This is a genomic window from Pseudomonas sp. NPDC008258 (assembly GCF_042956345.1).
Lineage (GTDB): Bacteria > Pseudomonadota > Gammaproteobacteria > Pseudomonadales > Pseudomonadaceae > Aquipseudomonas.
This window is the reverse complement of sequence record NZ_JBIBGE010000024.1, coordinates 88,224-110,169: the sequence shown is the minus strand read 5'-3', so window position 1 is coordinate 110,169 and position 21,946 is coordinate 88,224. Positions and strand designations below refer to the sequence as shown.

The following is a 21,946-nucleotide window of genomic DNA, read 5'->3' as shown; positions in this document are numbered from 1 at the left end:
AATTCTCTGGCAGGCTGATTCGTGCCTGGATGTTGCTGAGAGAGGCCGTGGGCTTTTCTACTGAAAATTTGCCTCCGGCCATAGAATCTCCCACACTGATCACGCTGTGATCTGCGCCATGTTTTCAGGCTGCGGTAAGTCATCCCGCCATGGCGTGCCCGTTCTGAGCATCGCGTTGAGGCGCACGATGAAGATTCTCATGCAGGCTACAAGCGCAACCTTGGCAAGTTTCCCCCGCCCACGCAGCGCCTCATATCGGGCTTTGAGCGTTGGATTATGTTTCACCGCCACCAGGCACGCCATGTACAGCGCACGCCTGACCTCAAATCGGCCTCCTGAGATAAAGCGCTTGCCCACGGACTTTCCGCTGTCGTGATTGAAGGGGGCCACACCGACCAAAGAGGCTATTTCCCTGGACTCCACATGCCCCAGCTCCGGCAAGAGCGCTACCAGCTTGGTCGCGGTTACCATCCCGATGCCTTTGACTTCGTCCAGTTTGGCAATCCGTTCATCGTTGAGCACTGTGGCCTGCCGCTTGATCGCTTGCTCCACCAACTTTATCTGCGATGCAAAGTGCTGAAGATTGGTTTTCAGGAAATTGGCGACCATCGCTGACTGAGCCTGCTTCAGGCGCCGCCGGTCGTCATCTCGCTGTTGGACTAGGCGATCACGCTGCTGAAGGAGTTCCCGCAACAGGGCTCTTTCAGGGCTTGTCTTCAGGGTTGGCTTGTCTGGAATGACCTCAGCGAAATGGGCCAGCACTGCGGCGTCGATGGCATCGGTCTTGGCCTTGATGCCCAAGGAATCCGCGAACGATCTGGCTCGCTTGGGGTTCACGCGTATGACCTTGTAGCTGGCGTCCTGGAGAAAACGCATGACATCACGCTCGTAGCCGCCTGTAGCTTCCAGCAAGATGCGCTTGATGCTGAGCCCTCGAAGGCTCTTCACCAGTTCCTCAAAACCCGCTGGATCATTGCGCACGCTGATCTTGATGCCCTGAGGCCGCACCAGTGCATCAAGGGAAAGACTGGAAACATCGATACCCAAGAAGGAAGCCATCGCCAAAACCTCCTAGACTCAACAGTGTGAGAGAGCTTTGGCTTGGCCCACGCTTGTGGTTCGAGATTAGGCCCTCATCCAACTGTTCGGGCTCTCGCCAAAGTGGAACGGTGAATGGCAGCTTGTGCTCCCACACGTGCTCAAGGCACCTCCGGCATTCAGCTTGCCATTCACCGCTCTCACTCCAGATTCTAATCCCCTCTCAAGACACAAGCGGGCATGCCCGCGAACACCGGCGCAGCCGGTGCCATCCATTGCGTTGCCTGCTTCGCGGGCACGCCCGCTCCCACAATGACCGCGCGAGCTTCTGAATCAGCTAGATGAATTTTTCTTAAATCGCCTGTTGTCTATTCTTTGGCACAATCAAATCTCTATTAGATGCCCAGGAACCAGCATGCCTCGCGTACTGACCATCGAAGACGACGCCGTCACCGGCCAGGAAATCGTCGCCGAACTTACCAGCCACGGCCTGGACGTGGAGTGGGCCGACAATGGCCGTGAAGGCCTGGCCAAGGCCATTGCCGGCGGTTACGACCTGATCACCCTGGACCGTATGCTGCCCGAGGTCGATGGGCTGACCATCGTCACTACATTGCGCAGCCTCAAGATTGCCACGCCAATCCTGATGATCAGCGCCCTCTCCGATGTCGATGAGCGGGTGCGAGGCCTGCGGGCCGGCGGTGACGACTACCTGACCAAACCGTTTGCCTCCGACGAGATGGCCGCACGTGTCGAGGTATTGCTGCGCCGCAACAGCGTGCCCATGACCCAGACCCGCTTGCAAGTCGCCGACCTGCAACTGGACCTGATCAGCCACGAGGCGCGCCGCGGTGACAATACGCTCAATTTGCTGCCTACCGAGTACAAGCTGCTGGAGTACCTGATGCGCCACAGCGGCCAGGTGATCACGCGGATGATGATTTTCGAGGAGGTCTGGGGCTACCACTTCGACCCTGGCACCAACCTGATCGACGTACACATCGGCCGTCTGCGCAAGAAAATCGACTCCCCCGGCCAGTCACCGCTGATCCGTACGGTACGGGGCTCCGGCTATGCCATTGCTGAACCCGTCTAAAGGCTGGAGTTCCTCCACCAGCCGCCTGCTGGCGCTGTACAGCTTTCTGTTCGTGGCCTGGAGCAGCATCCTCATGGGGGTGCTGTATTTCGAGGTATCCAGCTACCTGAACAAACTTACCCGCCACTCCATGCTGCAACGCCAGCACCTGTTCGCACACATGAGCGGCAAGCAGCTGGACGACGCCCTGGTTGCCAGCCAGGCCTTTGAAGAGCGCAGCTTTGACGCCTATGGCCTGTTCGACGCCCAGCTCAACCCGCTAGGTGGCAGTGTACGCGCCCTGCCCCCGGAGCTGAGGCTGGACGGCAAGATCCATGAACTGAAACGCTGCCTGGATGCCGACGACCCGCGCATGCCCCGCGACAGTTGCGACGCGGTGGCGATCAACGTACAGGACGGTCGCTGGCTGGTCCTGTTCCGTGATAACGGCTCACTGTTCGTGGTGACCCGGATCATTCTCGATGCCCTGCTCTGGGGTATTTCCCTGACACTGATCCCGGGCTTTGCAGGCTGGTACCTGCTACGCCGCCGGCCGCTCAAGCGGATCCGCGCCATTCAGGCCCAGGCCGAGCTGATCGTCGCCGGCGACCTGACCCACCGCTTGCCGTTGTCGGCCCGACGTGACGAGCTGGACATGCTGGCCGCCATCGTCAACGCCATGCTCGACCGGATCGAACGGCTGATGCACGAGGTCAAGGGCGTGTGTGACAACATTGCCCACGACCTGCGTACGCCCCTCACCCGCCTTCGCGCCCAGTTGTACCGGATTCGCCAACAAAGCGATGCGGATTCTGCGCAAGCCGAGGCGCTGGACCAGGCCATTGGCGAAACCGATACGCTGATGGCGCGTTTTCGCGGGCTATTGCGTATCAGCGAGCTGGAGGACCGTCAGCGACGGGCCGGTTTCGTCCAGCTTGACCCGCATGATCTGCTGGTGGAACTGCACGACTTTTACCTGCCCTTGGCCGAAGATGGTGGCATCCACCTGGAATTGCACCAGCCTGCACAATTACCGGCACTGTACGGTGACCGCGAACTGCTGTTCGAGGCACTGGCCAACCTGGTGGGCAATGCTATCAAGTTCACGCCCGAGGGTGGGCAAGTGCGGATTAGCGCGATACAGGACGATAACCGCCTGCACCTGGCCATTGAGGACAGTGGGCCGGGTATTCCGGAAGAAGAACGAACCGCTGTGTTGAAGCGCTTCTATCGCAGCGATGAAGGCCATCGCCATGCGGGGTTCGGGTTGGGCTTGTCGATCGTTGCGGCGATCGTCGACCTGCACGGGTTCGGGCTGGAGATTGGCGAGAGTGAGTTGGGTGGGGCGAAGCTGGTATTGCATTGCCCGCTCGCGGGGCTGGCCAAATAAAGGCAGGGGCCGCTTTGCGCCCCTTCGCGGGCACGCCCGCTCCCACAGGGATAGCGCACACCTGAGATGTTGCGCCAACCTGTGGGAGCGGGCGTGCCCGCGAAGGGCTGCAACGCAGCCCCAGTTGCTTTAGTCAGCCAAGCGCCAGGTAGTCGTCCCTTTGCTGTCTTCCAGCACTACACCCATGGCAGTCAACTGGTCGCGAATACGGTCCGACTCGGCCCAGTTCTTGTCGGTACGGGCTTGGAGCCGCGCCTGGATCAAGCTTTCAACTTCGGCCGCATCAACCTTGCCTTCGGCACCCGCACGCAGGAAGTCATCGGCTTCCAGTTGCAGCACACCCAGCACCTCACCCAGCTCACGCAGGCGGCCAGCCAGGCCGGCGGCAGCTTCCACATCGCTGTCGCGCAGGCGGTTGATCTCGCGCACAAGGTCAAACAGCACGGCGCAGGCTTCAGGGGTGCCGAAGTCGTCGTTCATCGCCACGCTGAAGCGCTCGACGAACGCTTCGCCACCCTTGGCCGCCACACGTGGCAAGCCGCGCAGGGCGTGATAGAAGCGCTCCAGCGCACCCTTGGCGTCACGCAGGCTGTCTTCCGAATAGTTGATCGCGCTGCGGTAGTGGCTGGCCACCAGCAGGTAGCGCACCACTTCCGGGTGGTACTTCTCAAGCACGTCGCGGATGGTGAAGAAGTTGTTCAACGACTTCGACATCTTCTCGCCATTGATGCGGATCATGCCGCAGTGCATCCAGGCATTGGCGTACTGCTTGCCAGTGGCTGCCTCGCTCTGGGCGATCTCGTTCTCGTGGTGCGGGAACTCCAGGTCGCTGCCGCCACCGTGGATGTCGAAGCTTTCACCCAGGCAGCAGGTAGACATCACCGAGCACTCGATGTGCCAACCCGGACGGCCCGGGCCCCATGGCGATTCCCAGCTCGGCTCGCCCGGCTTCACGCCCTTCCACAGCACGAAGTCCAGCGGGTCCTGCTTGGCCTCGTCGACCTCGATACGCGCACCGATGCGCAGGTCTTCGATCTTCTTGCGCGACAGCTTGCCGTAGCCGACGAACTTGCCGACGCGGTAGTACACGTCGCCATTACCCGGGGCGTAAGCGTAACCCTTGTCGATCAGGGTCTGGATCATCGCGTGCATGCCGGCGATGTGGTCGGTGGCACGCGGTTCCTGGTCTGGCGGCAGGATGTTCAGGCGGCGCTCGTCTTCGTGCATCGCGTCGATCATGCGGGCGGTCAAGGCGTCGAAGGTTTCGCCGTTCTCGTTGGCCCGGTTGATGATCTTGTCATCGATGTCGGTGATGTTGCGCACGTAGGTCAGGTCGTAGCCACTCTTGCGCAGCCAGCGGGTGACCAGGTCGAAAGCCACCATGCTGCGGCCATGGCCCAGGTGGCAGTAGTCGTACACGGTCATGCCGCACACGTACATGCGCACCTTGTTGCCATCCAGCGGCTTGAAGGCTTCCTTGGTTTTGCTCAGCGTGTTGTAGATGTTAAGCACGGCGGTTCCTTAGCTGCCCCAGGAGTCACGCAGGGTGACAGTGCGGTTGAACACCGGGCGGCCCGGCTGGCTGTCTTTCAGGTCGGCGCAGAAGTAACCTTCGCGCTCGAACTGGAAGCGGTCCTCGGGCTGGGCCTGGGCCAGCGACGGCTCGGCACGGCAACCTTCGAGCACTTGCAGCGAATCCGGGTTGATGTTGTCCAGGAAGCTGCCGCCTTCTTCGGTCTTTTCCGGGTTAGGCGAGCGGAACAGGCGGTCGTACAGGCGCACTTCGCACTCGACACTGCCTGCAGCCGGTACCCAGTGGATCACGCCCTTGACCTTGCGGCCTTCAGGGTTTTTGCCCAGGGTGTCCGGGTCGTACGAGCAACGCAACTCGACGATGTTGCCGTCGGCGTCCTTGATGGCCTCGTCGGCGCGGATCACGTAGCTGCCACGCAGGCGCACTTCACCGGCCGGTTCCAGGCGCTTGTAGCCCTTTGGCGGCTCTTCCATGAAGTCGTCGCGGTCGATATACAGCTCGCGAGCGAACGGCAGCACGCGCACGCCCATGTCTTCCTTCGGGTGGCGCGGCAGTTCGAGCTGCTCGACCTGGCCTTCCGGGTAGTTGGTAATGACCACTTTCAACGGGCGCAGCACGCACATGGCGCGCGGCGCAGTGCGGTCCAGGTCGTCACGGATGCTGAATTCGAGCATCGACATGTCGACCACGCCGTCGGAGCGGTTGGTGCCGATCATTTCGCAGAAGTTGCGGATCGATGCCGGGGTGTAGCCACGGCGACGGAAGCCGGACAGGGTCGACATGCGTGGGTCGTCCCAGGCGTCGACGTGCTTTTCATCAACCAGCTGCTTGAGCTTGCGCTTGGACGTGATGGTGTAGTTCAGGTTCAGGCGGCTGAACTCGTACTGGCGCGGGTGAGCCGGCACCGGCAGGTTGTCGAGGAACCATTCGTACAGCGGACGATGCCCTTCGAATTCCAGGGTGCAGATCGAGTGGGTAATGCCCTCGATGGCGTCCGACTGGCCGTGGGTGAAGTCGTAGTTGGGGTAGATGCACCACTTGTCACCGGTCTGGTGGTGGTGGGCATGGCGGATGCGATACAGGATCGGGTCGCGCAGGTTCATGTTCGGCGAGGCCATGTCGATCTTGGCCCGCAGTACGCACTCGCCGTCCTTGAACTCGCCGGCTTTCATGCGGGCGAACAGGTCGAGGTTTTCTTCCACGCTGCGCTCGCGGAACGGGCTGTTCTTGCCCGGCTCCTTGAGGTTGCCGCGGTATTCCTTGGCTTGATCAGGGGTCAGGTCGCAGACATAGGCCTTGCCACGCTTGATCAGCTCGACCGCCCAGTCGTGCAGCTGGTCGAAGTAGCTGGACGCATAACGCACCTCGCCGGCCCAATCAAAGCCCAGCCATTTGACGTCGCTTTGAATGGCGTCGATGTATTCCTGGTCTTCCTTGGCCGGGTTGGTGTCGTCGAAACGCAGGTGGCAGACGCCCCCGAATTCCTTGGCCAGGCCGAAGTTGACGCAGATCGACTTGGCGTGGCCGATGTGCAGGTAGCCGTTAGGCTCCGGCGGGAAGCGGGTAACGATGCTGCTGTGCTTGCCCGAGTCCAGGTCGGCCTGGATGATCGGCCGCAGGAAGTTCGCAGGGACAGCGGGGGCGCCTTTGGCAGCGGCGTTGGGCGCGTTGTCGGCAGTGGGCTTGCTCATAGGATCCTTGAATGCATGTGTCCAGCCTGGGTAGGCCGATTGAATCAAAGGGCCTATCATAGCCGAAGCAGTCAAGCTGCTGACAGTCGGGCCCGGACAAACTGGCGTGATTTATCACGGCTTTTTGCCGCAGCCTGGCAAAATGGCCGGTGCGCGCCATGTGTCGCGATCGCCTGATCCTGCGTCAGGTGATAACACGCGCCCAGCGCACCCTAATTTCCGTATGCCTTGAAAGAGCGAATTTCAGCATGTCCAAAGTCAAACTGAGCACCAACCACGGCGACATCGTCCTGCAACTGAACGCCGAGAAAGCTCCGCAAACTGTTGAGAACTTCGTTCAATACGTCAAAGACGGCCACTTCACCAACACCGTGTTCCACCGTGTGATCAAGGGCTTCATGATCCAGGGCGGCGGCTTCGAGCCAGGCATGACCCAAAAGAAAACCCGCGCCAGCATCCAGAACGAAGCTGACAACGGCCTGAAAAACACCAAGTACAGCATCGCCATGGCCCGCACCATGGAGCCGCACTCTGCCTCGGCACAGTTCTTCATCAACGCCTCGGACAACGACTTCCTCAACCACAGCGGCAAGAACGTGCAAGGCTGGGGTTACGCGGTGTTCGGCGAAGTGATCGAAGGCCGTGAAGTGGTTGATGCCATCGAAAAGGTTGCCACCGGTTCCAAGGCTGGCCACCAGGACGTACCGAAAGACGACGTGATCATCGAGAAAGCCGAGATCATTGAGTGATTCTGCTGATCTCTGATCTGCACCTGCAAGAAGAACGCCCGGATATTTCCCGGGCGTTTCTTGATCTGCTCGATGGCCGGGCACGCCACGCCAAGGCGCTGTACATTCTTGGCGACTTCTTCGAAGCGTGGATTGGCGACGACGCCATGACGCCCTTCCAGCAGTCGATCTGCCAGGCCCTGCGCCGGCTGAGCGACAGTGGCACGGCCATCTACCTGATGCACGGCAACCGTGACTTCCTGATAGGCCAGGCCTTTTGCGACGCCGCCGGTTGCACGTTGTTGAACGACCCCAGCGTGATCGAACTGGGCGGCGAACAGGTGCTGCTGATGCATGGCGACACCTTGTGCACCCGCGACCTGGGCTACATGAAGATGCGCCGTTTGCTGCGCAACCCGCTGAGCCTGTGGATCCTGCGCCACCTGCCGCTGTCGGCCCGCTACAAGCTTGCACGCAAGCTGCGCAGCGAAAGCCGCACGCAAACACGGATGAAGTCCACCGAAATTGTCGATGTCACGCCGGAGGAAGTGCCGAAGGTGATGGCGGCGCATGGCGTGCGCACGCTGGTGCATGGCCATACCCACCGGCCGGCGATTCACAAGCTGGTGGTCGACGGGCAGCCGGCACGGCGTATCGTGCTGGGGGACTGGGACCGCCGGGGGTGGGCCTTGCAGGTGGATGAGCAAGGCTTTCAGCTGGCGCCGTTCGAGTTTTCCTGACATTACAGGGTTGCCAGCACTGGCCTCTTCGCGGGCAAGCCCGCTCCCACAGGTATTCCACAGACGCTGATGTTTGTGGGATTTCTGTGGGAGCGGGCTTGCCCGCGAAAGGGCTGCAATGCCTTACTGCTGGGCTACTGCCCCCTTGTCCCCTTCACTGATCACCACTTCCCGGTACTCCGGGTCAGCCTTGATCTGCGCCTCGGTAAACGGAATCACCGCCAGTTGCTTGGCAGCGAACGCCTTGGTCTGGTCACTGGCATGCGCCGAAGCCGCTTCGCTCGACTGCGAGAACGCCAGCAACCCACGAGCCTCTGGCCCCTTGTCGGTGAAACTGACCAGTTGCAGGTAGCTGGTACCGCTGACTACCAGCCGCTTGCCCTGCCCGTGCGGCACGCTGTACATCGCGTTATACACACCTAGCGCCTGCGGGCCGCCCGGTACCGGGGTGCCATCGAGCGCCTGTTGCACCTGCCCCCAACGCGCCTCACCCGCCACACCACTTTCATTCACCTGCTTGATCGACGCCAGCGCCGCTTCGTGTACCAGCTTGCGCACGGCCGCCTGCTCGACTGCCAGGCCACGTGGCGTGTGCTGCGGGTCGGCCGGGTTGAAGGCTACCCGCCAGCTTTCCGGGTGCTCGGCCAGGGCGTTGAACAGGTTCTGGAAATGCACCAGGCCAATGCCGCTGTCGAGGTCAGCCTTGCCATTCCAGGCCGCCAGGCTGCTGCACACGGCCTGCACATGGGCGCCTGCGCCTTTGCACCACTGCAGCAGGTCTGGCAGCACCAGGCTGGCCAGGTACACTTCGTCATCGGTCACCATGCGCTGCAGGTCATCAACGCCCAGCTTTGCCGTGCCTTGCAGGCGTTGCAGGGCAAAGCGCCCACGCATGCCCAGTGGCTGGTCGTTGCGGCTGACCAACGGTGAGTAACCGGTCAGTGGCTGCGCCGGGTTAGCCATCCAGGCCGGGTCGTTGGAGTTCTGCACGAAGTCTTCGCGCTCCAGGCTTGGTAGCAGTCGCGCCGGGAAAATGCCCGGCTGCGCGGCCTGGGCATCCACCTTCCACTGGCAAGCACTGCGCGAGCCATCCAGCACCACAAAACGCCCCAGCGCTTTCGGGTTGCTGCAGGCGCCCAGCAGTTGCTGATCCACGTAGGGCACCACCGACTGGTTCAGGTACAACGCCCTACCGCCTTGGTCCACCGCCAGGGTATTGACCCATGGGATGCCCTGCAGCTGCTCGACCGAGCCTTTCAACGCGGCCAGGCTGTCGGCACGGTTGATCTGGTACCACTGCTGCAGCACCCGGGTGTTGTCCAGGTTGGCATCACGCAAGCTGTAGGCCGCCTGCGCATCCCAGTCCAGGCGCCCGGGCCACTGCACCACCGGGCCGAACTGCGAACTGTAGACTTGCCGTTCTACCTGGCTCAGGCTGCCATCCTCGGCCTTGACCGCAACGCTGACGGTTTGCTTCGCCAGCGGCAGCGACTTGCCATCGAGCAGGTAGCGGGTCGGGTCCTTGGGGTCGAGCTGCAAACGGTACAAGGTGAAGTGATTCGACGTGTCGACGGTGTGCGTCCAGGCCAGGTGCTTGTTGAAACCGATGTTCACGACCGGCAGGCCTGGCAATGCGGCCCCCATTACATCCAGCTGGCCGGGGATGGTCAGCTGCATCTGGTAAAAGCGCATGCCGCCCATCCACGGGAAGTGCGGGTTGGCCAACAGCAGGCCACGACCATTGGCCGAGCGCTGCGCGCCAACCGCCACGGCGTTGCTGCCACGCTCTGTGGCAAAGCGTTCCTGCCGCGCCAGTGCAGCGGCAAAGCCCGTCGACGCCTGCTGATTGGCCTGCTGATTGGCCTGCGCAGGGGGGTGCGCCCCTGCCAACGCCTCGACAAACTGCCCGACACCGCCTTCGGCCAGCAGCCTGCGGGTCAGTTTGACCAGGTCCTCGCTGGTGATGGCCCGCACCCACTCGCCATTGCCACACTCCTTGGGCAAACCCTGGCTGCGGCGCTCAGCCAGCGCCCGGTTGTAGCCAGTGGCATAGCCCTCCAGCAGTGCCTTCACCGGCGCCGGCTGCGCCTGCAAGTACGCACTGACCGCTGCCGGGCTGTTGAGCCAGGTAAAGAACAGGTCACTGGCCAGGTTGTCACGTTGTTCCAGGGTCTTGCCCTTGGCACCGAAATGGCGTGAGCGCTCGCCGCTCACGGTCAGCACCTCGTTGGCCAGCAGGCACAGGTTGTCCTGGGCGTAGGCATAACCAACGCCATAGCCCAGGCCGCGCTCATCCTTGGCCACGATGTGCGGCACCCCGTAACCGGTTCGACGGATCTGCGCACTGGCATCAAGGGTGGGCTGCGCCTGAACGGTAACGCTAAAGGCCACCAGGGCAGCGGCCAGGCCAGCGCAAGTCATGGGGCGGGAAAGTGGAAACACGGGCACTCCTCGGGTTCGGGGCTTATCCCGATCAGACGAATGGCCAGATGAAAATTTTACGTATTACAACGCGATGGAACGTCTTGAAGAGGAACAGGCATTTTTTTTACGAGTGGGTTGCAGTTTTTGCGTTCTCATTCGTCCTAGTAAGTGAGGCAACCACATTTCGGGTTCGTCCACGAAAAGGAGCATTCACATGTACAACCCGCAACCCTCGATCCAGGCTGGGCGCGTCCCAGGCAAAGCGCCCAAGGGACAGGACGTTTTTTCTGACGAACGCATCGGCAACGAACAGATCCGCGAACTGTTGCGCACCTTTGGCTTGCGCACCAGCCTGATCCGCCTCAAGGTGATCGATGCCCTGCACGCCGCAGACCGCAATGGCCGCAGCATTGGCGTGCGCGGCGTGCACGCACAACTGGAACAGCTGGATATTCCGCTGTCGTTTCTCAGTGTGCGCGAAGTGCTCAAGCGGCTGTGCGCCGAGGGCGTCATCCAGCTGGGCAGCGACAAGTGCTACAGCCTCAACCCGCAGGCGCGCGCCGTACTGGAACAAGCCCCCCTGCGCTGAGCGCATGGCCGGCCACACCTGGCCGGCCTGCACAGTTCAGGGTTTGACCTTGCGCCGCAGGATGCCGTTGATCACCACGACCACCACGGCAATGGCGATGGCCAGCATCTGGAAGGTCTGCTCACTGATCGTGCCCTGCTTCTGCAGGTGAGACAGGCCCAGCATCAGGCCCAGTACCACCAGGATGATCAGAAGGGAATATTTGAGGCGCTGCACGTGTGTCATCGAAGGTTCCTTGCAACATCGGGGCAAATAGCTCGCAACGAGCGGTGGCAATGATACAACGCCCACACGGCCCGGCGCTGCATTTCCTGCTGGGTAGCCTGGCGACTGCCTGAAAGCATGGGGTTCCAAGCACCCATGCCGGAGGCATCATGTACAAACCGCTGCTGTTCGCGTCCCTGCTTCTTACCCCCCTTCCCCTTTTTGCGCTGGACACCCGCCAGGTGCCACCGGCGCAGCTGCTTGAGCTTGGCCGCGACCTGGCAAGCCATGCCGGCACCAGCCAGTGGCAACAGATGTGGCAGCGCGTGCGCCAGGCCGGCTACCTGCAGGCAAACGGTACGCCAATGCATTTCAGTGTACCCATGGGCCAACTGCCCGACCTGGCCCGGCAAACCCTGGCCCAGGCCGACAACGTACAGGCGCTCCGGCAAAGCCAGGCGCTTTACCGTCGCAGTTTTTCAGGCACGGTCATCGGCCAGCGCGGCGGGCAGCCACTGCATACGCTGTGCCTGCTGGTCGACTGGCGAACGCTGCCGCAAAGCATGCTGGGCGCCCCCCGGGCCTACCTGCAAAGTGCCAGCTTGCTGAGTACCTACCCCTGCGACTGAGGGTCCGCCGCCCTTCACCCAATGCAATGAGCCTCCTGACGGGAATTCAACCGCCACCGCCAGATGTTGAAGGCATCTCCTACAACCCAGGATATCGCTGCCTGCAAAACCTGTTCACGGAGGCTACAAACCTCAACCCATATGTCGCCTAGCGACACGCGGTGGCTGTCACACAGAATTTGCTCACACCTCGACATAACGCCGCGGGTGATCGGGCCGCACATTCCCCATCCCGAAGGAGCGCCATATGCAATTACCAGACTTGAGCCACATCGATATCAGCCAACTGCCTCACTCGTTGCAGGCGCTGATCGACTGTATCGGCATGGACAACGCCTATCAATTGACCTGCGCCTACGGCGGCAGGCCCAAGTACATCCCCAAGTACCGCGAACGCACCAAGCTCGCCGACGTGCTGCCGGCCGAAGCCCTGGACGCACTGATCAAGCGCTACGCCGGGGTCGCCCTGGAGATCCCCAAGGCTGACCACTTCCTGCGCCAGCTCCGCAACCAGCAGATCCAGAAAGAAAGTGCCAACGGCCTTTCACGCAGCCTGCTGGCCAACAAGTACGGCCTGAGCCTGCGCCAGATCGGCAACATCCGGCGCCAGGAACCGTGCACCCGCTGACAACCAGGCACTTTGACCACCCGTTCCCTCAACACAACAAGAGCAACCCAGCATGTCGATAGATAACAGCCTGATCGGATCCGTCATCAACGCCCTGCCCATGGACCGCATGATCGCAGGCCCTTTGCAGGCCATGGTGCAGGCACAGGTCACGGCCAGCAAATCGTACGCCGACTTCCTGATGCAGGTGTGCGTGCAGGACGGCAAGGCCGTGGCCATCCAGTTCGACTACGACGAGACCATTGTCGACGAACAGGGCGAATACAAGGGTGTGGTCAGCAAGACCATGAAAGTGCCGCTGCTGGCCGCCATCACCCACCCGAACATCTCCATCGATGAAGGTACTGTCGAGTTCGAACTGATCATCAACCAGATGTCGGAAGACAACTCCAGCACGGAAATGGGGGCCGAGGTGACCGGCTCACTGGGCTGGGGGCCGTTCAAGCTGAACGTAAAGGGCAGCATCAGCCACAAGTCCTCCCAGACACGCAAGACCGACACCCGCGCCCGCTACGCCTTCAACACGACGATGAGGCGCCAGGAACCCCCTGAAGCGATGATGCGGGTGATCGAGTTTCTTACCGATGCTGCGACCAAGCCAACCGTGATCAAAACGGCTGAACTGGCAAGCCCGGACGAAATTTCCCAGGCAGACAGGTTAAAAGGGCCCGAACCTGAAAGCACCCCGACCCCGTGAAACGCCAGGGCCCCAAACAATAGCCCCTCCTGGCTGGCCACAGGAGGGGCACGATCCGGCTTGAGGAGTGGAACAATTGCAAAAGCCCCCTGCCCCCATGACGTCCCTTGACCTGCGAGAGATCACCCGCGGGCTGCAAGAAGCTGCAAGCGCCACCAACAGCCTGATTGCGCAGCAATACATCAACCTGTTCGACCAGTTCTTCGAATGCGACCCCGACGCGCTGGGCGCACCCATGAAAGCCAAGATGGTGGAGGTTGCCATGGATGGGCAGCACATCATGCGCGTGCCTTTGTTTGCATTGGTGTCGCCCAAAGGCCTGGCCCTGGAGCGCATGCAGGTGGACCTGTCCGTTCGGGTCAAAGGTACCGAAGCACAGCAGGCACTGCTGAACGCAGACGGTAACCAGGCCGCAAGTTTCAAGGTCACTATTGGTGGCAATGGCCGCCAGGGCGAGAACCGCGACCCGGACGAAGTGCAGATCCGCATGCAATTCCAGGCCAGCGAGCCCCCCGAAGCCCTGAACCGGTTGATCGAGGAATACACCAACCTGATCGTGCCAGTACGCACGCCCAGACTGCCCCCCCTGCCCGACACCAATGAATTCATCGAGGCGGCCACCGTGCGTTGACGGCCGCCTCGTCACTGCATCAGAAATCGCGCTTGTAGAAGATGTCCAGCGAGCTCGCCAGCCCACTGGCAGCCTCCAGGTACACCTTCTTGCTCAGCTTGTAGCGCAACGCGATGGTGTTCGCAGGCTCGAACACACCTACGCCGTAACGCAGGCTCAGTTTTTCAGTGATGTTGCCGCTGGCCACAACGCTGGTGCTATTGCCCGAACCCTCGGTGTCCAGCTGGAAGTCATCAATACCCAAGCTCGATGCCAGGCTGCCGGTAATGCCGGCACTGCCGGCCAGCCCCAGGCCCAACGCTGCTTCGGCAAGCATGTTGTTGTCCTCGCCAGAGTTGCCCAGGGGCCTGCCCAGCACAAGGTACGACAGCGCTTGCTCCTGGCTCATGGCAGGCTCCGAGAAGACCTTGGTGGTCGGTTGCTCGGCACTGCCGCTCAGGCGGATACCGGCAATTACGTCATCGACCGTACGGATGGCTTCGATGTCCAGGTAGGGCTGGTCGATCGGGCCGGCGAACAGCAAGCGCGCGCGGCGAATGGTCAGGCGCTGGCCGTAGGCACGGTAGCGGCCGTCGGCCAGGCTCAACTCGCCACGGGTATCGAGGTTGTCGCCTATATGCACGTGGCCAAGCAGGTTGGCAGTGAGGCCAAAGCCACTGAACGACAACTTGTCGCGGCCCACGTCCACATCAATGTCCATGGCCATGGCCATGGGCGACTTGCCCTCTTCGGTCTGGTGGCCGACGATCACCGTGTCATCCGACACCTTTACGGTCGACGGCGGCAGCTCGCGCACGGTGATCTTGCCCTTGGGCACTTGCACCTTGCCAGTCACCGCCAGCTTGTCGTCGACCAGGCGCAAGGTCAGGTCCGGGGCGACCTCCAGCGCTGCATAGGGCTCGACCGTGACCGGCAATTGCTGGCCTTGCAGGCGCAGGTCCATGCCCAGCGCCTGGCCCCACGTCAGGTTGCCGGCAAGCTGGCCGCGGCCTGCATCACCACTGCGCCAGCTGCCATTGAGTTGCACCTGTTCGCCAGCAATCAGCGCCTGCAATGACAAGCCTTCAAGACTGACCGGTAGCTCGGCGCCACTGACCTCGCCGCCGCTTAGCATCAGGTTGCCATTCACCTGCGGCGCCAGCAAGGTGCCCGACAGCTGACCACTGCCATTGAGCTGCCCGGCCAGGCGTTCGACCATCGGCACGAACGGACGGGCCACCGACAGGTCCAGGCCGGCCAGGCGGAAATCGCCCGACAGCGGCTTGTTCTTGCCCAATGGGTCGAGGCGAGTATTGACGTTCAGTTCACCCAGGCGCTCACCCCGGAAGGCCAGACGGGTGTCGATGCGCCGTGGCGCCAGGGTGCTGTCCACACGCAGCGTCTGGTAAGGGAAATCGACCCAGCGGCCTTTGTCGCGCACGCGCAGGGTGCCGCCGCTGGCATCGACGACAACGTTGCCTTTAGGGCCACTGGCCGGGATATCCATGTTGATATCGGCATTAAGCAGGCCTTGCCAGGCAAAATCCTTTGGCAGCCATTGAGCAAGGCTGTCGAGCGGGAACTGCTTGAGGTGGTAGCGCAAGCGCGGCTCAGGCGCCAGACGCTGGTCGTCACCACACAGGCTGGCCTGGCCGGAGCGCCAGCAATGGGCACCGAAATCCAGCTGGCCGCTGGCCAGACGTTGCAGGCGTGCCGGCGCTTGCAACTGCCAATCCTGGCCACCGGCCCGGATGCGCCCACTGGCCAGGCGCCCACGCCAGTCACCCTTGTTCAGCTGGCCATCCACGCCGAGGTCGAGCTTCAGTTGCGGGCCATCCAGCGCCAGGGTCAAGGCCTGTTGACGAATGTCGCCTTTGCCGTTGGCCTGTAGCGTGCCGAGTGCCGTATCGCCCAGGTGAATACCCGTGGCCTTGAGATCGATCACGCCTCGCTGGGCATTGTCCAGGCGGGCATCCAGATCCAGTTGTTGCACACGGTTTTCGGCCTGGGCCAGGCGCTGCCCCTGCAAGGTCAGCGTACCTTGCGGGGCTTGCAGGGTGCCCGCTACATCCAGCCGGCCCTTGACCTGGCCCTGCAGCCGTGGCCACAGCTGGCCCAGGCGCGGCAGGTCGAGGTCGATGCGCCCAGCCAGGCGCTGCTGCAAACTGCCACTGCCGTTGATACGGTTGTCACCCAGCTGGATAGCCAGGGCGCCGAGCGTCCAGCTTTGCCCCGCCCCCTGGGCTTCGGCCTTGAGCACGGCCGGCTGGCCGCGCAGGCGGCCCTTGAGGTCAAGCTGGGCATCGAGGGTGAGCACTTCCCCCTTCATCTCGCCCTTGCTGCGCAGTGGCCCCGCCAGGGTGCCCGGCAGCTCGGCCAGCCAATAGGCAGGGTCCAGTGCCGAAAGCTGCAGGTCTACGTCCCATGCCAGGGTGTCGGCAAAGCGAACGGCAACGCTGCCGGCAGCCTTGCCTTGCCCAGCGGTCAGCGCAACCTGCGGCAGTTTCACCTGGCCCAGGTCGCCTTCGAACGGGCTGGCCAGGCTGAATGCACCTGCAGGGCCGTCGAGATCGCCCTTGAAGGTGCCCTGGTAGTTGCCATCGCGGTAGTGCACCTGGGTATTGAAGCGTTTGAGAGTAACTTCAGGCGGTGTCTCCAGTGGGTACAAGCGCAGCCACGGAAAATCCTGCCAGTCCAGTTGCGCATCAGCGGTCAGGCCTTGCTGCCAGTTCGCAGTGGCCTGAAGCTTGACGCGCTGAGTGCCGCTGGCGGTCAGGTCGAGGGCGTCAACCTTCGCCCCTTTGCTGTCGACCCGCCCGGATAACGCCAACGCTATCGGTGCCTGCTCAGCCGGCAGGCTAGCCGAACCCGACAATTGATAACCGTTGAGCAGATCGCCCTTGGCCTCGAGCTTCAGCTGATTCAGTTGCAAGGTATCGGGCAACGAGCCAGCCGGCTTGAACGCCTCGGAGCGGATCTGCAGCGTCGCGGGCAGGTGTTCTGCCAGCGCTTGCAACTGCCCGCTCAGCGTGGCATCGAGATAACCGCTGCTGGTGCCGGCGAGCTCAAGGGTATTTTGCAGTTCACCCGTGGCGGTCAGCGCCACCTGCCAGGGTTTGCCCTCAACCGCAGGCAGTTGCAGCTGCGCCTGGAGTTGCACCGGCCAGGCACCTTCTGGCTTCAAGTCGCCTTGCAGGTTCAATTGCAAGTCATCGCGCTGCAGGTGCAGGGTGTCGATGCGCATGCCAGCACCGGTCCAGTGCGCCGCCAGTTGCAAGTCACCAAGCAGGTCGCTGCCATCCAGCCGCAACTGGCCGACCTTGACCTCACCCAGTTCAATGGCCAGTGGCAAGCGCAGTGCTGGCAGTTGCAGCGGGCTGCTGTCGGCTTGCTCGGCACTTGGTGCAAATGCCATGTCGATGCGTTGTGCCTGCAACTGGTCGATGCACAACGTGGCGCGCATCAGGCACGCGGGCGACCAGGCCAGCAGCGGCGACTGAACCTCTACCGTGCTGCCGCCATCGGTCCAGCGCAGCGTGCTGGCTTGCCAGCTGCCCGCCAGACGCCCCTGGAAGTCGTTTACCTCAAGCCCGGGCACCTTGCCCAGCGCCCAGCGGCTGCCGGCCTCGGTACCCAGCAGCAGGCCCAGTACCAGGCTCAGGCTGGCAACGACTCCGAGCAAGCCCGCAACAATGTATTTGATCACGCGTTTCACAGCTCGGGCCCCATGGAAAAGTGCAGGCGGATGCCCCCGTCGTCATCCAGCGCCTTGGCCAGGTCCAGGCGCAGCGGCCCGACCGGCGATACCCAACGCACACCAAAACCGACACCGGTCTTGAGGCTGGGCAGCTCGAGGGTGTTGAACGAGTTGCCTTGGTCGACAAACGTCGCAATACGCCACTTTTCGGTCAGCGAATACTGGTACTCGACACTGCCGGCTACCAGGTAGCGCCCGCCGATGCGGTCGCCATCGCTGTTTTTCGGTGACAGGGTCTGATAGTCGTAGCCCCGCACGCTCTGGTCGCCACCGGCGAAGAAGCGCAGCGACGGCGGGATGTTGTTCTTGAAGCCATTGGTCGCACTGCCGCCGAACTGCACACGGCCGAGCAGGCGGTGGTTGTGACCAAGCGTTGTAAGGCCCTTGAGCAGCACGTTGCCGTGCAGCAGGTTGGTGTCGGAAACCAGCCCCTCCTTGGCCCCCTGCACATCGAATTGCAGGCGGTAGCCGTTGTGCGGGTCAATACGGTTGTCGCTGCGCAGGAAGGAATAGCTCACCCCCGGCATCAGCAGGTTGCTCAACCCGGAGTCGTCACCCAGGCGATATTCCTCGCGCTGGTACTTGAGCGAAATGACACGCTGCCAGCCGCTGGGCAGCTTGCTGTGCCACTCAGGGCCGACGGTCAACAGCTTGCTGAGGGTATCGGTACCGGCAATTTCCTCGTTCTGGTAGCCGCCGGCGAAGCGCAACTTGTCGGTCAGTGGCGGGTCGAGGGGAATGTCGTACCACAGGCCAACGTTCTGCCGGGGTGCCGAAAGCTCGGTTTCCCAGCCATAACTGTGGCCCTGCGGGTTCACCCAATGGCGGGTCCAGTTGGCCTTGCCGCGCGGCCCGACGTCGGTCGAGAACCCCAGGCCCAGGCCCATGGTGCGTGGTTTGCGGGTTTCCAGGTGGACATCTACAGGGATTTCCTCGCCCACGGCGGCGGTGGGCGCAGCATCCACCCGTACGCCTTCGAAATAGCCGCTCGATTGCAGGTCGTTGTTCAGTTCGGCGATCAGTTCCGAATCGTAAGGCGTTCCCGGCTTGAACGAGACCATGCGCTGCAGCAGGTCGTCGTCCAGCGGTGTGTCGCCACCGAAGGTGACGGCGCCCAGGTGATAGCGTGGGCCACTCTGGTAGACCAGCTCGATATCTGCCACACCCGCCTGCGGGTCGACCGCCAGGCGCTGGCGGCTGAAGCGGCCACTGAAGAAGCCATAGCGCGAGGCCTGGTTCTGGATCAGCCGCTTGGCATCTTCGTAATGGCCATGGTTGAGTTGTTCGCCCGCACGCAGCGCCTTGCTGTCGGGTACGCGGAAGGCCTTCATTTCGCTGGCTGGGCCTTCGATACGCACGGTAACGTTACGCAGGCGAATCGGCTCGCCCGGGTTAATGTTGAGGGTCAGTTGTGGGGAGTGGTCGGCATCTTTGGGGGGCTTGACCTCGGTATCGATCTGCGCCTGATAGTAGCCAAGTGCCTGCGCGGCTTTGCGCGCCTGCTCCTCTGCCCCGCGACTGAAGCGCAGCAGCGCTTCTTCATCGCGGTCACCCAACGTGCCTATATAGCCTTCGACATTGGCCTTGAGCGCCTTGTTGGCTGGTTTAACCTTCACCAGCAACTCGCTCTGGCCCCATGCTGCGAAACTGGCGGCCCAGAAAACCAGGCCCCAGGTCAATCTTCCTGAATACGTCATGCGGCGCATGCTACCAGAGCCAGGCGCTCAAGGGAGCAGCCTGGCAGCCTGCTCAGGCAAAAGCGGAATTTGATGAGACCGGATTGGGGTGAAAGAACACCCTTTCACGGATTGGTCCAATAGCCACCTCGCCAATTTCTTCATAGCCCTGGCGCTGGTAAAACGCCAGGTAATGCTCGTTGCCGGTGTCCAGCACCACGCCCTGGGTACCAGGGTCGTCCGCGCACCAGTCATGCACCGCTTGCAACAATTGCTCGCCGTAGTGCTTGCCCTGGAATTGCGGGTGCACCCCCAGCAATGGCAACACATGCACCTGGCCGGTGGGCAAGCACGTGGCCAGGGCGGCCTGGTAGTCCATGTAGCGCCGCGTGCAGCGCAGGCCAGTGCCCAGGATCATGCGTAGGCGCCAGGCCCAGCTGTCGGCCACGCCCAGCCGGCGCAGCGGCGGCACGATCAGGGCCAGGGCGATCAGGCGGTCTTCCACCAGCAAGCCAATGGCGGGCAGTTGCAGGTAGAAGTGCTGGCGTACCCATTCGCGCACCATCACCCGCAAGCGCTGCTCATACCCTGGGCGCTGGGCTTCGAAGATATAGGCAAAGGTAGGTTCGTGGCGGTAGGCGTTGTACAGCAGCGAACGCGCCTCGCGGCTGAAACCGTCATCGAGCAGGCAGATACGAGCCGGGGCGGCAGTGGTTTCGGGCATTGCGGGCAGACCTCCTGGAATGGGCGTACAAGGCCTTGGAGGTGCCGCACCGCGTATCGTTCACCCCCTTTGGCACGTTAGCAGCTGAATACCCAGGCTGCCACGCTGGTGATGACGGGCGATGTCGGCTAGCATCGCGCCTTTTACCGGGATTGTCTTTCCATGAAGATCGTCTGTTTCAACATCAACGGCCTGCGGGCCCGCCCGCACCAGTTGGCGGCGCTGATCGAAAAGCACCAGCCAGACGTGATCGGCCTGCAGGAAACCAAGGTCAGCGACGATCAGTTCCCGCTCGCCGACGTACAGGCACTGGGTTATCACGTGCACTACCACGGCCAAAAGGGCCACTACGGCGTGGCCCTGCTGTCGCGCCAGGCACCGCTGAGCCTGCACAAGGGCTTTGCCACTGATGAAGAAGACGCACAGCGCCGCTTTATCTGGGGCACCTTCGCCGATGCCGATGGCAACCCGATCACCATCATGAACGGCTATTTCCCCCAGGGCGAAAGCCGCGACCACCCTACCAAGTTCCCGGCCAAGCAGCGCTTCTACAGTGACCTGCAGGCACTGCTGGAGGGCCAGTTCCGCAATGACCAGCCACTGCTGGTAATGGGCGACATGAACATCTCGCCGCAGGACTGCGACATCGGCATCGGCCCGGATAACGCCAAGCGCTGGCTGAAGACCGGCAAGTGCAGCTTCCTGCCGGAGGAGCGTGAGTGGATGGAACGCTTGAAAGGCTGGGGGCTGGTCGATAGTTTCCGCCACCTGCACCCTGACGTGACCGACCGCTTCAGCTGGTTCGACTACCGCAGCCGCGGCTTTGAGGACGATCCCAAGCGTGGCCTGCGCATCGACCTGATCATGGCCTCGCAGCACCTGGTACCGCGGATCAAGGCGGCGGGCGTGGACTATGAACTGCGCGGGATGGAAAAGCCTTCGGACCATGCGCCGATCTGGCTGGAACTGGGCTGATCACCAAAGCCGGATTTCCCAAACTTTGCCTACAAGGCAGCCGAGAACCCAAGGACCGGGCTTACGTCGTGATAGGCTGCAAAGCAGCCCCGACAATTTGTACATCTGTGCTGATACGTTGGGGCTGCTTCGCAGCCCATCGCGGTACTAGGCCGCCACAAGAGCAGAACTGGTCAGAAGGGTATTTAATACATTTGCGCCCGGAATGTAAGCACGCCAGCCACTTGTACCGATTACAACCCTAACCCCAATCTCTTCCTCTACGACTCCATCTAAGGAATCGACCAAAGACATCACCCATCAAAACTACCAGTTTTCAGCTCTCCTGATCTAAGCCAATCTGCTCATCACAAAAGTTAGCCATGGGTGCATCATGCATACCAAGTATAAAGATTGGCAGCATTTCTACACGGCCTACGGGTATACATCACGTGTCAGTGAGCACCACTCGGTGCTGGGGTTCAATGGCCAGAATCAAAGCCTGGGGACGGGCCTGTATTTGCTCGGTAATGGATACAGGGCCTATTCCCCTACCCTTAACCGCTTTTACTCAGCGGATGATTTGAGTCCCTTCGGTAACGGAGGCATCAACGCCTATGCGTACTGTGCGGGTGACCCTATCAACAGAAACGACCCCTCAGGGCATATGTGGCGGTCGCGCGGTGGAAACACACCCGGCTCCAGGGGACGGCTGCCTACATCACGGCAGTTGACACGCACCCACTCGGTCAGCTCGTCCCGAAGTTCCTCAATGGAAAGCCTGAGTTCAAACACTTCCTCACGATCCAGGTCCAGATCACCTGTTGCGATCAACAGGCTCAGCCAATCACAGACGGC

Annotated in this window: 18 protein-coding genes and 1 pseudogene; 11 read left to right on the top strand and 8 right to left on the bottom strand. The window is 61.9% G+C overall.

The features are described from left to right. Nucleotides 1-99 precede the first annotated feature (99 nt). Nucleotides 100-1,059 (bottom strand): IS110 family transposase, encoded by a 960-nt coding sequence (locus ACFY9W_RS19680; protein WP_346646893.1) that lies wholly within the window; start codon nucleotides 1,057-1,059, stop codon nucleotides 100-102. Nucleotides 1,060-1,453: 394 nt separating this feature from the next. Between ACFY9W_RS19680 and ACFY9W_RS19675 the strand changes: the two genes are divergently transcribed. Both ACFY9W_RS19675 and ACFY9W_RS19670 read left to right on the top strand, forming a co-directional pair. Continuing rightward, complete coding sequence (locus tag ACFY9W_RS19675) at nucleotides 1,454-2,134, top strand: winged helix-turn-helix domain-containing protein (RefSeq protein WP_391133372.1); 681 nt, start codon at nucleotides 1,454-1,456, stop codon at nucleotides 2,132-2,134. Further along, nucleotides 2,112-3,503 (top strand): ATP-binding protein, encoded by a 1,392-nt coding sequence (locus tag ACFY9W_RS19670; protein WP_391133369.1) that lies wholly within the window; start codon nucleotides 2,112-2,114, stop codon nucleotides 3,501-3,503. The genes ACFY9W_RS19675 and ACFY9W_RS19670 overlap by 23 nt, the downstream gene beginning before the upstream one ends. 129 nt (nucleotides 3,504-3,632) lie before the next feature. Here ACFY9W_RS19670 and cysS read toward each other — a convergent pair whose 3' ends face one another. Continuing rightward, nucleotides 3,633-5,015 (bottom strand): cysteine--tRNA ligase, encoded by a 1,383-nt coding sequence (gene cysS / locus ACFY9W_RS19665; protein ID WP_391133366.1) that lies wholly within the window; start codon nucleotides 5,013-5,015, stop codon nucleotides 3,633-3,635. Between the two features lie 9 nt (nucleotides 5,016-5,024). Continuing rightward, nucleotides 5,025-6,728 carry a glutamine--tRNA ligase/YqeY domain fusion protein gene (locus tag ACFY9W_RS19660; protein WP_391133363.1) on the bottom strand — a complete coding sequence of 568 codons (1,704 nt, stop codon included), beginning with the start codon at nucleotides 6,726-6,728 and terminating at the stop codon, nucleotides 5,025-5,027. A 248-nt stretch (nucleotides 6,729-6,976) separates the two neighbouring features. Between ACFY9W_RS19660 and ACFY9W_RS19655 the strand changes: the two genes are divergently transcribed. Both ACFY9W_RS19655 and ACFY9W_RS19650 read left to right on the top strand, forming a co-directional pair. Then, nucleotides 6,977-7,477 (top strand): peptidylprolyl isomerase, encoded by a 501-nt coding sequence (locus ACFY9W_RS19655; RefSeq protein ID WP_201203862.1) that lies wholly within the window; start codon nucleotides 6,977-6,979, stop codon nucleotides 7,475-7,477. Further along, nucleotides 7,474-8,196: a UDP-2,3-diacylglucosamine diphosphatase gene (locus tag ACFY9W_RS19650; RefSeq protein WP_391133359.1), complete on the top strand. Its 723-nt coding sequence runs from the start codon at nucleotides 7,474-7,476 to the stop codon at nucleotides 8,194-8,196. The genes ACFY9W_RS19655 and ACFY9W_RS19650 overlap by 4 nt, the downstream gene beginning before the upstream one ends. Before the next feature lie 123 nt (nucleotides 8,197-8,319). On the opposite strand, the gene ACFY9W_RS19645 is transcribed toward ACFY9W_RS19650, so the two are convergent. Next, complete coding sequence (locus tag ACFY9W_RS19645; protein WP_391133356.1) at nucleotides 8,320-10,638, bottom strand: penicillin acylase family protein; 2,319 nt, start codon at nucleotides 10,636-10,638, stop codon at nucleotides 8,320-8,322. Between the two features lie 196 nt (nucleotides 10,639-10,834). Here ACFY9W_RS19645 and ACFY9W_RS19640 point away from each other — a divergent pair, with 196 nt between their 5' ends. Next, nucleotides 10,835-11,209 carry a fe2+ zn2+ uptake regulation protein gene (locus ACFY9W_RS19640; RefSeq protein WP_391133353.1) on the top strand — a complete coding sequence of 125 codons (375 nt, stop codon included), beginning with the start codon at nucleotides 10,835-10,837 and terminating at the stop codon, nucleotides 11,207-11,209. Between the two features lie 36 nt (nucleotides 11,210-11,245). Here the strand turns inward: ACFY9W_RS19640 and ACFY9W_RS19635 are convergent, their stop codons facing one another. Then, nucleotides 11,246-11,434: a hypothetical protein gene (locus ACFY9W_RS19635; RefSeq protein WP_003248064.1), complete on the bottom strand. Its 189-nt coding sequence runs from the start codon at nucleotides 11,432-11,434 to the stop codon at nucleotides 11,246-11,248. A gap of 149 nt (nucleotides 11,435-11,583) precedes the next feature. Between ACFY9W_RS19635 and ACFY9W_RS19630 the strand changes: the two genes are divergently transcribed. The 4 genes from ACFY9W_RS19630 (at nucleotide 11,584) to ACFY9W_RS19615 (ending at nucleotide 13,998) form a co-directional block, all read left to right on the top strand. Further along, nucleotides 11,584-12,042, top strand: a complete 459-nt coding sequence (locus tag ACFY9W_RS19630; protein ID WP_391133349.1) for a hypothetical protein — start codon at nucleotides 11,584-11,586, stop codon at nucleotides 12,040-12,042. 247 nt (nucleotides 12,043-12,289) lie between these two features. After that, the gene (locus ACFY9W_RS19625; protein ID WP_391133347.1) at nucleotides 12,290-12,670 is read left to right on the top strand and encodes a Mor transcription activator family protein; all 381 of its coding nucleotides are present in this window, start codon (nucleotides 12,290-12,292) and stop codon (nucleotides 12,668-12,670) included. 52 nt (nucleotides 12,671-12,722) lie between these two features. Continuing rightward, nucleotides 12,723-13,367, top strand: coding sequence for a DUF2589 domain-containing protein (locus tag ACFY9W_RS19620; RefSeq protein ID WP_391133344.1), 645 nt, complete (start codon nucleotides 12,723-12,725; stop codon nucleotides 13,365-13,367). 76 nt (nucleotides 13,368-13,443) lie between these two features. Continuing rightward, nucleotides 13,444-13,998, top strand: coding sequence for a DUF2589 domain-containing protein (locus tag ACFY9W_RS19615; RefSeq protein ID WP_391133341.1), 555 nt, complete (start codon nucleotides 13,444-13,446; stop codon nucleotides 13,996-13,998). Nucleotides 13,999-14,017: 19 nt separating this feature from the next. Here the strand turns inward: ACFY9W_RS19615 and ACFY9W_RS19610 are convergent, their stop codons facing one another. Genes ACFY9W_RS19610 through ACFY9W_RS19600 form a run of 3 tightly spaced genes read right to left on the bottom strand, consistent with a single transcriptional unit; the run spans nucleotide 14,018 to nucleotide 20,134 of the window. Next, nucleotides 14,018-17,692 (bottom strand): translocation/assembly module TamB domain-containing protein, encoded by a 3,675-nt coding sequence (locus ACFY9W_RS19610; RefSeq protein WP_391133338.1) that lies wholly within the window; start codon nucleotides 17,690-17,692, stop codon nucleotides 14,018-14,020. Continuing rightward, nucleotides 17,689-19,431 (bottom strand): BamA/TamA family outer membrane protein, encoded by a 1,743-nt coding sequence (locus tag ACFY9W_RS19605; RefSeq protein WP_391133379.1) that lies wholly within the window; start codon nucleotides 19,429-19,431, stop codon nucleotides 17,689-17,691. The genes ACFY9W_RS19610 and ACFY9W_RS19605 overlap by 4 nt, the downstream gene beginning before the upstream one ends. 52 nt (nucleotides 19,432-19,483) lie before the next feature. Further along, nucleotides 19,484-20,134, bottom strand: a complete 651-nt coding sequence (locus tag ACFY9W_RS19600) for a GNAT family N-acetyltransferase (RefSeq protein WP_391133335.1) — start codon at nucleotides 20,132-20,134, stop codon at nucleotides 19,484-19,486. A 162-nt stretch (nucleotides 20,135-20,296) separates the two neighbouring features. Between ACFY9W_RS19600 and xthA the strand changes: the two genes are divergently transcribed. Together xthA and ACFY9W_RS19590 are read left to right on the top strand one after the other, a co-directional pair. Beyond that, nucleotides 20,297-21,109, top strand: a complete 813-nt coding sequence (xthA, locus tag ACFY9W_RS19595) for an exodeoxyribonuclease III (protein WP_391133333.1) — start codon at nucleotides 20,297-20,299, stop codon at nucleotides 21,107-21,109. Nucleotides 21,110-21,482: 373 nt separating this feature from the next. Next, nucleotides 21,483-21,743 (top strand): annotated as a pseudogene (locus tag ACFY9W_RS19590) (RHS repeat-associated core domain-containing protein); the annotation flags it as partial. Nucleotides 21,744-21,946 lie beyond the last annotated feature (203 nt).

Bases quoted from the DNA above. Each gene is read 5' to 3' on its own strand.
- ACFY9W_RS19655 (WP_201203862.1), top strand. From the start codon at position 6,977: ATGTCCAAAGTCAAACTGAGCACCAACCACGGCGACATCGTCCTGCAA.
- ACFY9W_RS19600 (WP_391133335.1), bottom strand. From the start codon at position 20,134: ATGCCCGAAACCACTGCCGCCCCGGCTCGTATCTGCCTGCTCGATGAC.
- ACFY9W_RS19660 (WP_391133363.1), bottom strand. From the start codon at position 6,728: ATGAGCAAGCCCACTGCCGACAACGCGCCCAACGCCGCTGCCAAAGGC.
- ACFY9W_RS19640 (WP_391133353.1), top strand. From the start codon at position 10,835: ATGTACAACCCGCAACCCTCGATCCAGGCTGGGCGCGTCCCAGGCAAA.
- ACFY9W_RS19675 (WP_391133372.1), top strand. From the start codon at position 1,454: ATGCCTCGCGTACTGACCATCGAAGACGACGCCGTCACCGGCCAGGAA.
- ACFY9W_RS19625 (WP_391133347.1), top strand. From the start codon at position 12,290: ATGCAATTACCAGACTTGAGCCACATCGATATCAGCCAACTGCCTCAC.
- ACFY9W_RS19605 (WP_391133379.1), bottom strand. From the start codon at position 19,431: ATGACGTATTCAGGAAGATTGACCTGGGGCCTGGTTTTCTGGGCCGCC.
- ACFY9W_RS19620 (WP_391133344.1), top strand. From the start codon at position 12,723: ATGTCGATAGATAACAGCCTGATCGGATCCGTCATCAACGCCCTGCCC.
- ACFY9W_RS19630 (WP_391133349.1), top strand. From the start codon at position 11,584: ATGTACAAACCGCTGCTGTTCGCGTCCCTGCTTCTTACCCCCCTTCCC.
- ACFY9W_RS19680 (WP_346646893.1), bottom strand. From the start codon at position 1,059: ATGGCTTCCTTCTTGGGTATCGATGTTTCCAGTCTTTCCCTTGATGCA.
- ACFY9W_RS19635 (WP_003248064.1), bottom strand. From the start codon at position 11,434: ATGACACACGTGCAGCGCCTCAAATATTCCCTTCTGATCATCCTGGTG.
- ACFY9W_RS19670 (WP_391133369.1), top strand. From the start codon at position 2,112: ATGCCATTGCTGAACCCGTCTAAAGGCTGGAGTTCCTCCACCAGCCGC.
- xthA (WP_391133333.1), top strand. From the start codon at position 20,297: ATGAAGATCGTCTGTTTCAACATCAACGGCCTGCGGGCCCGCCCGCAC.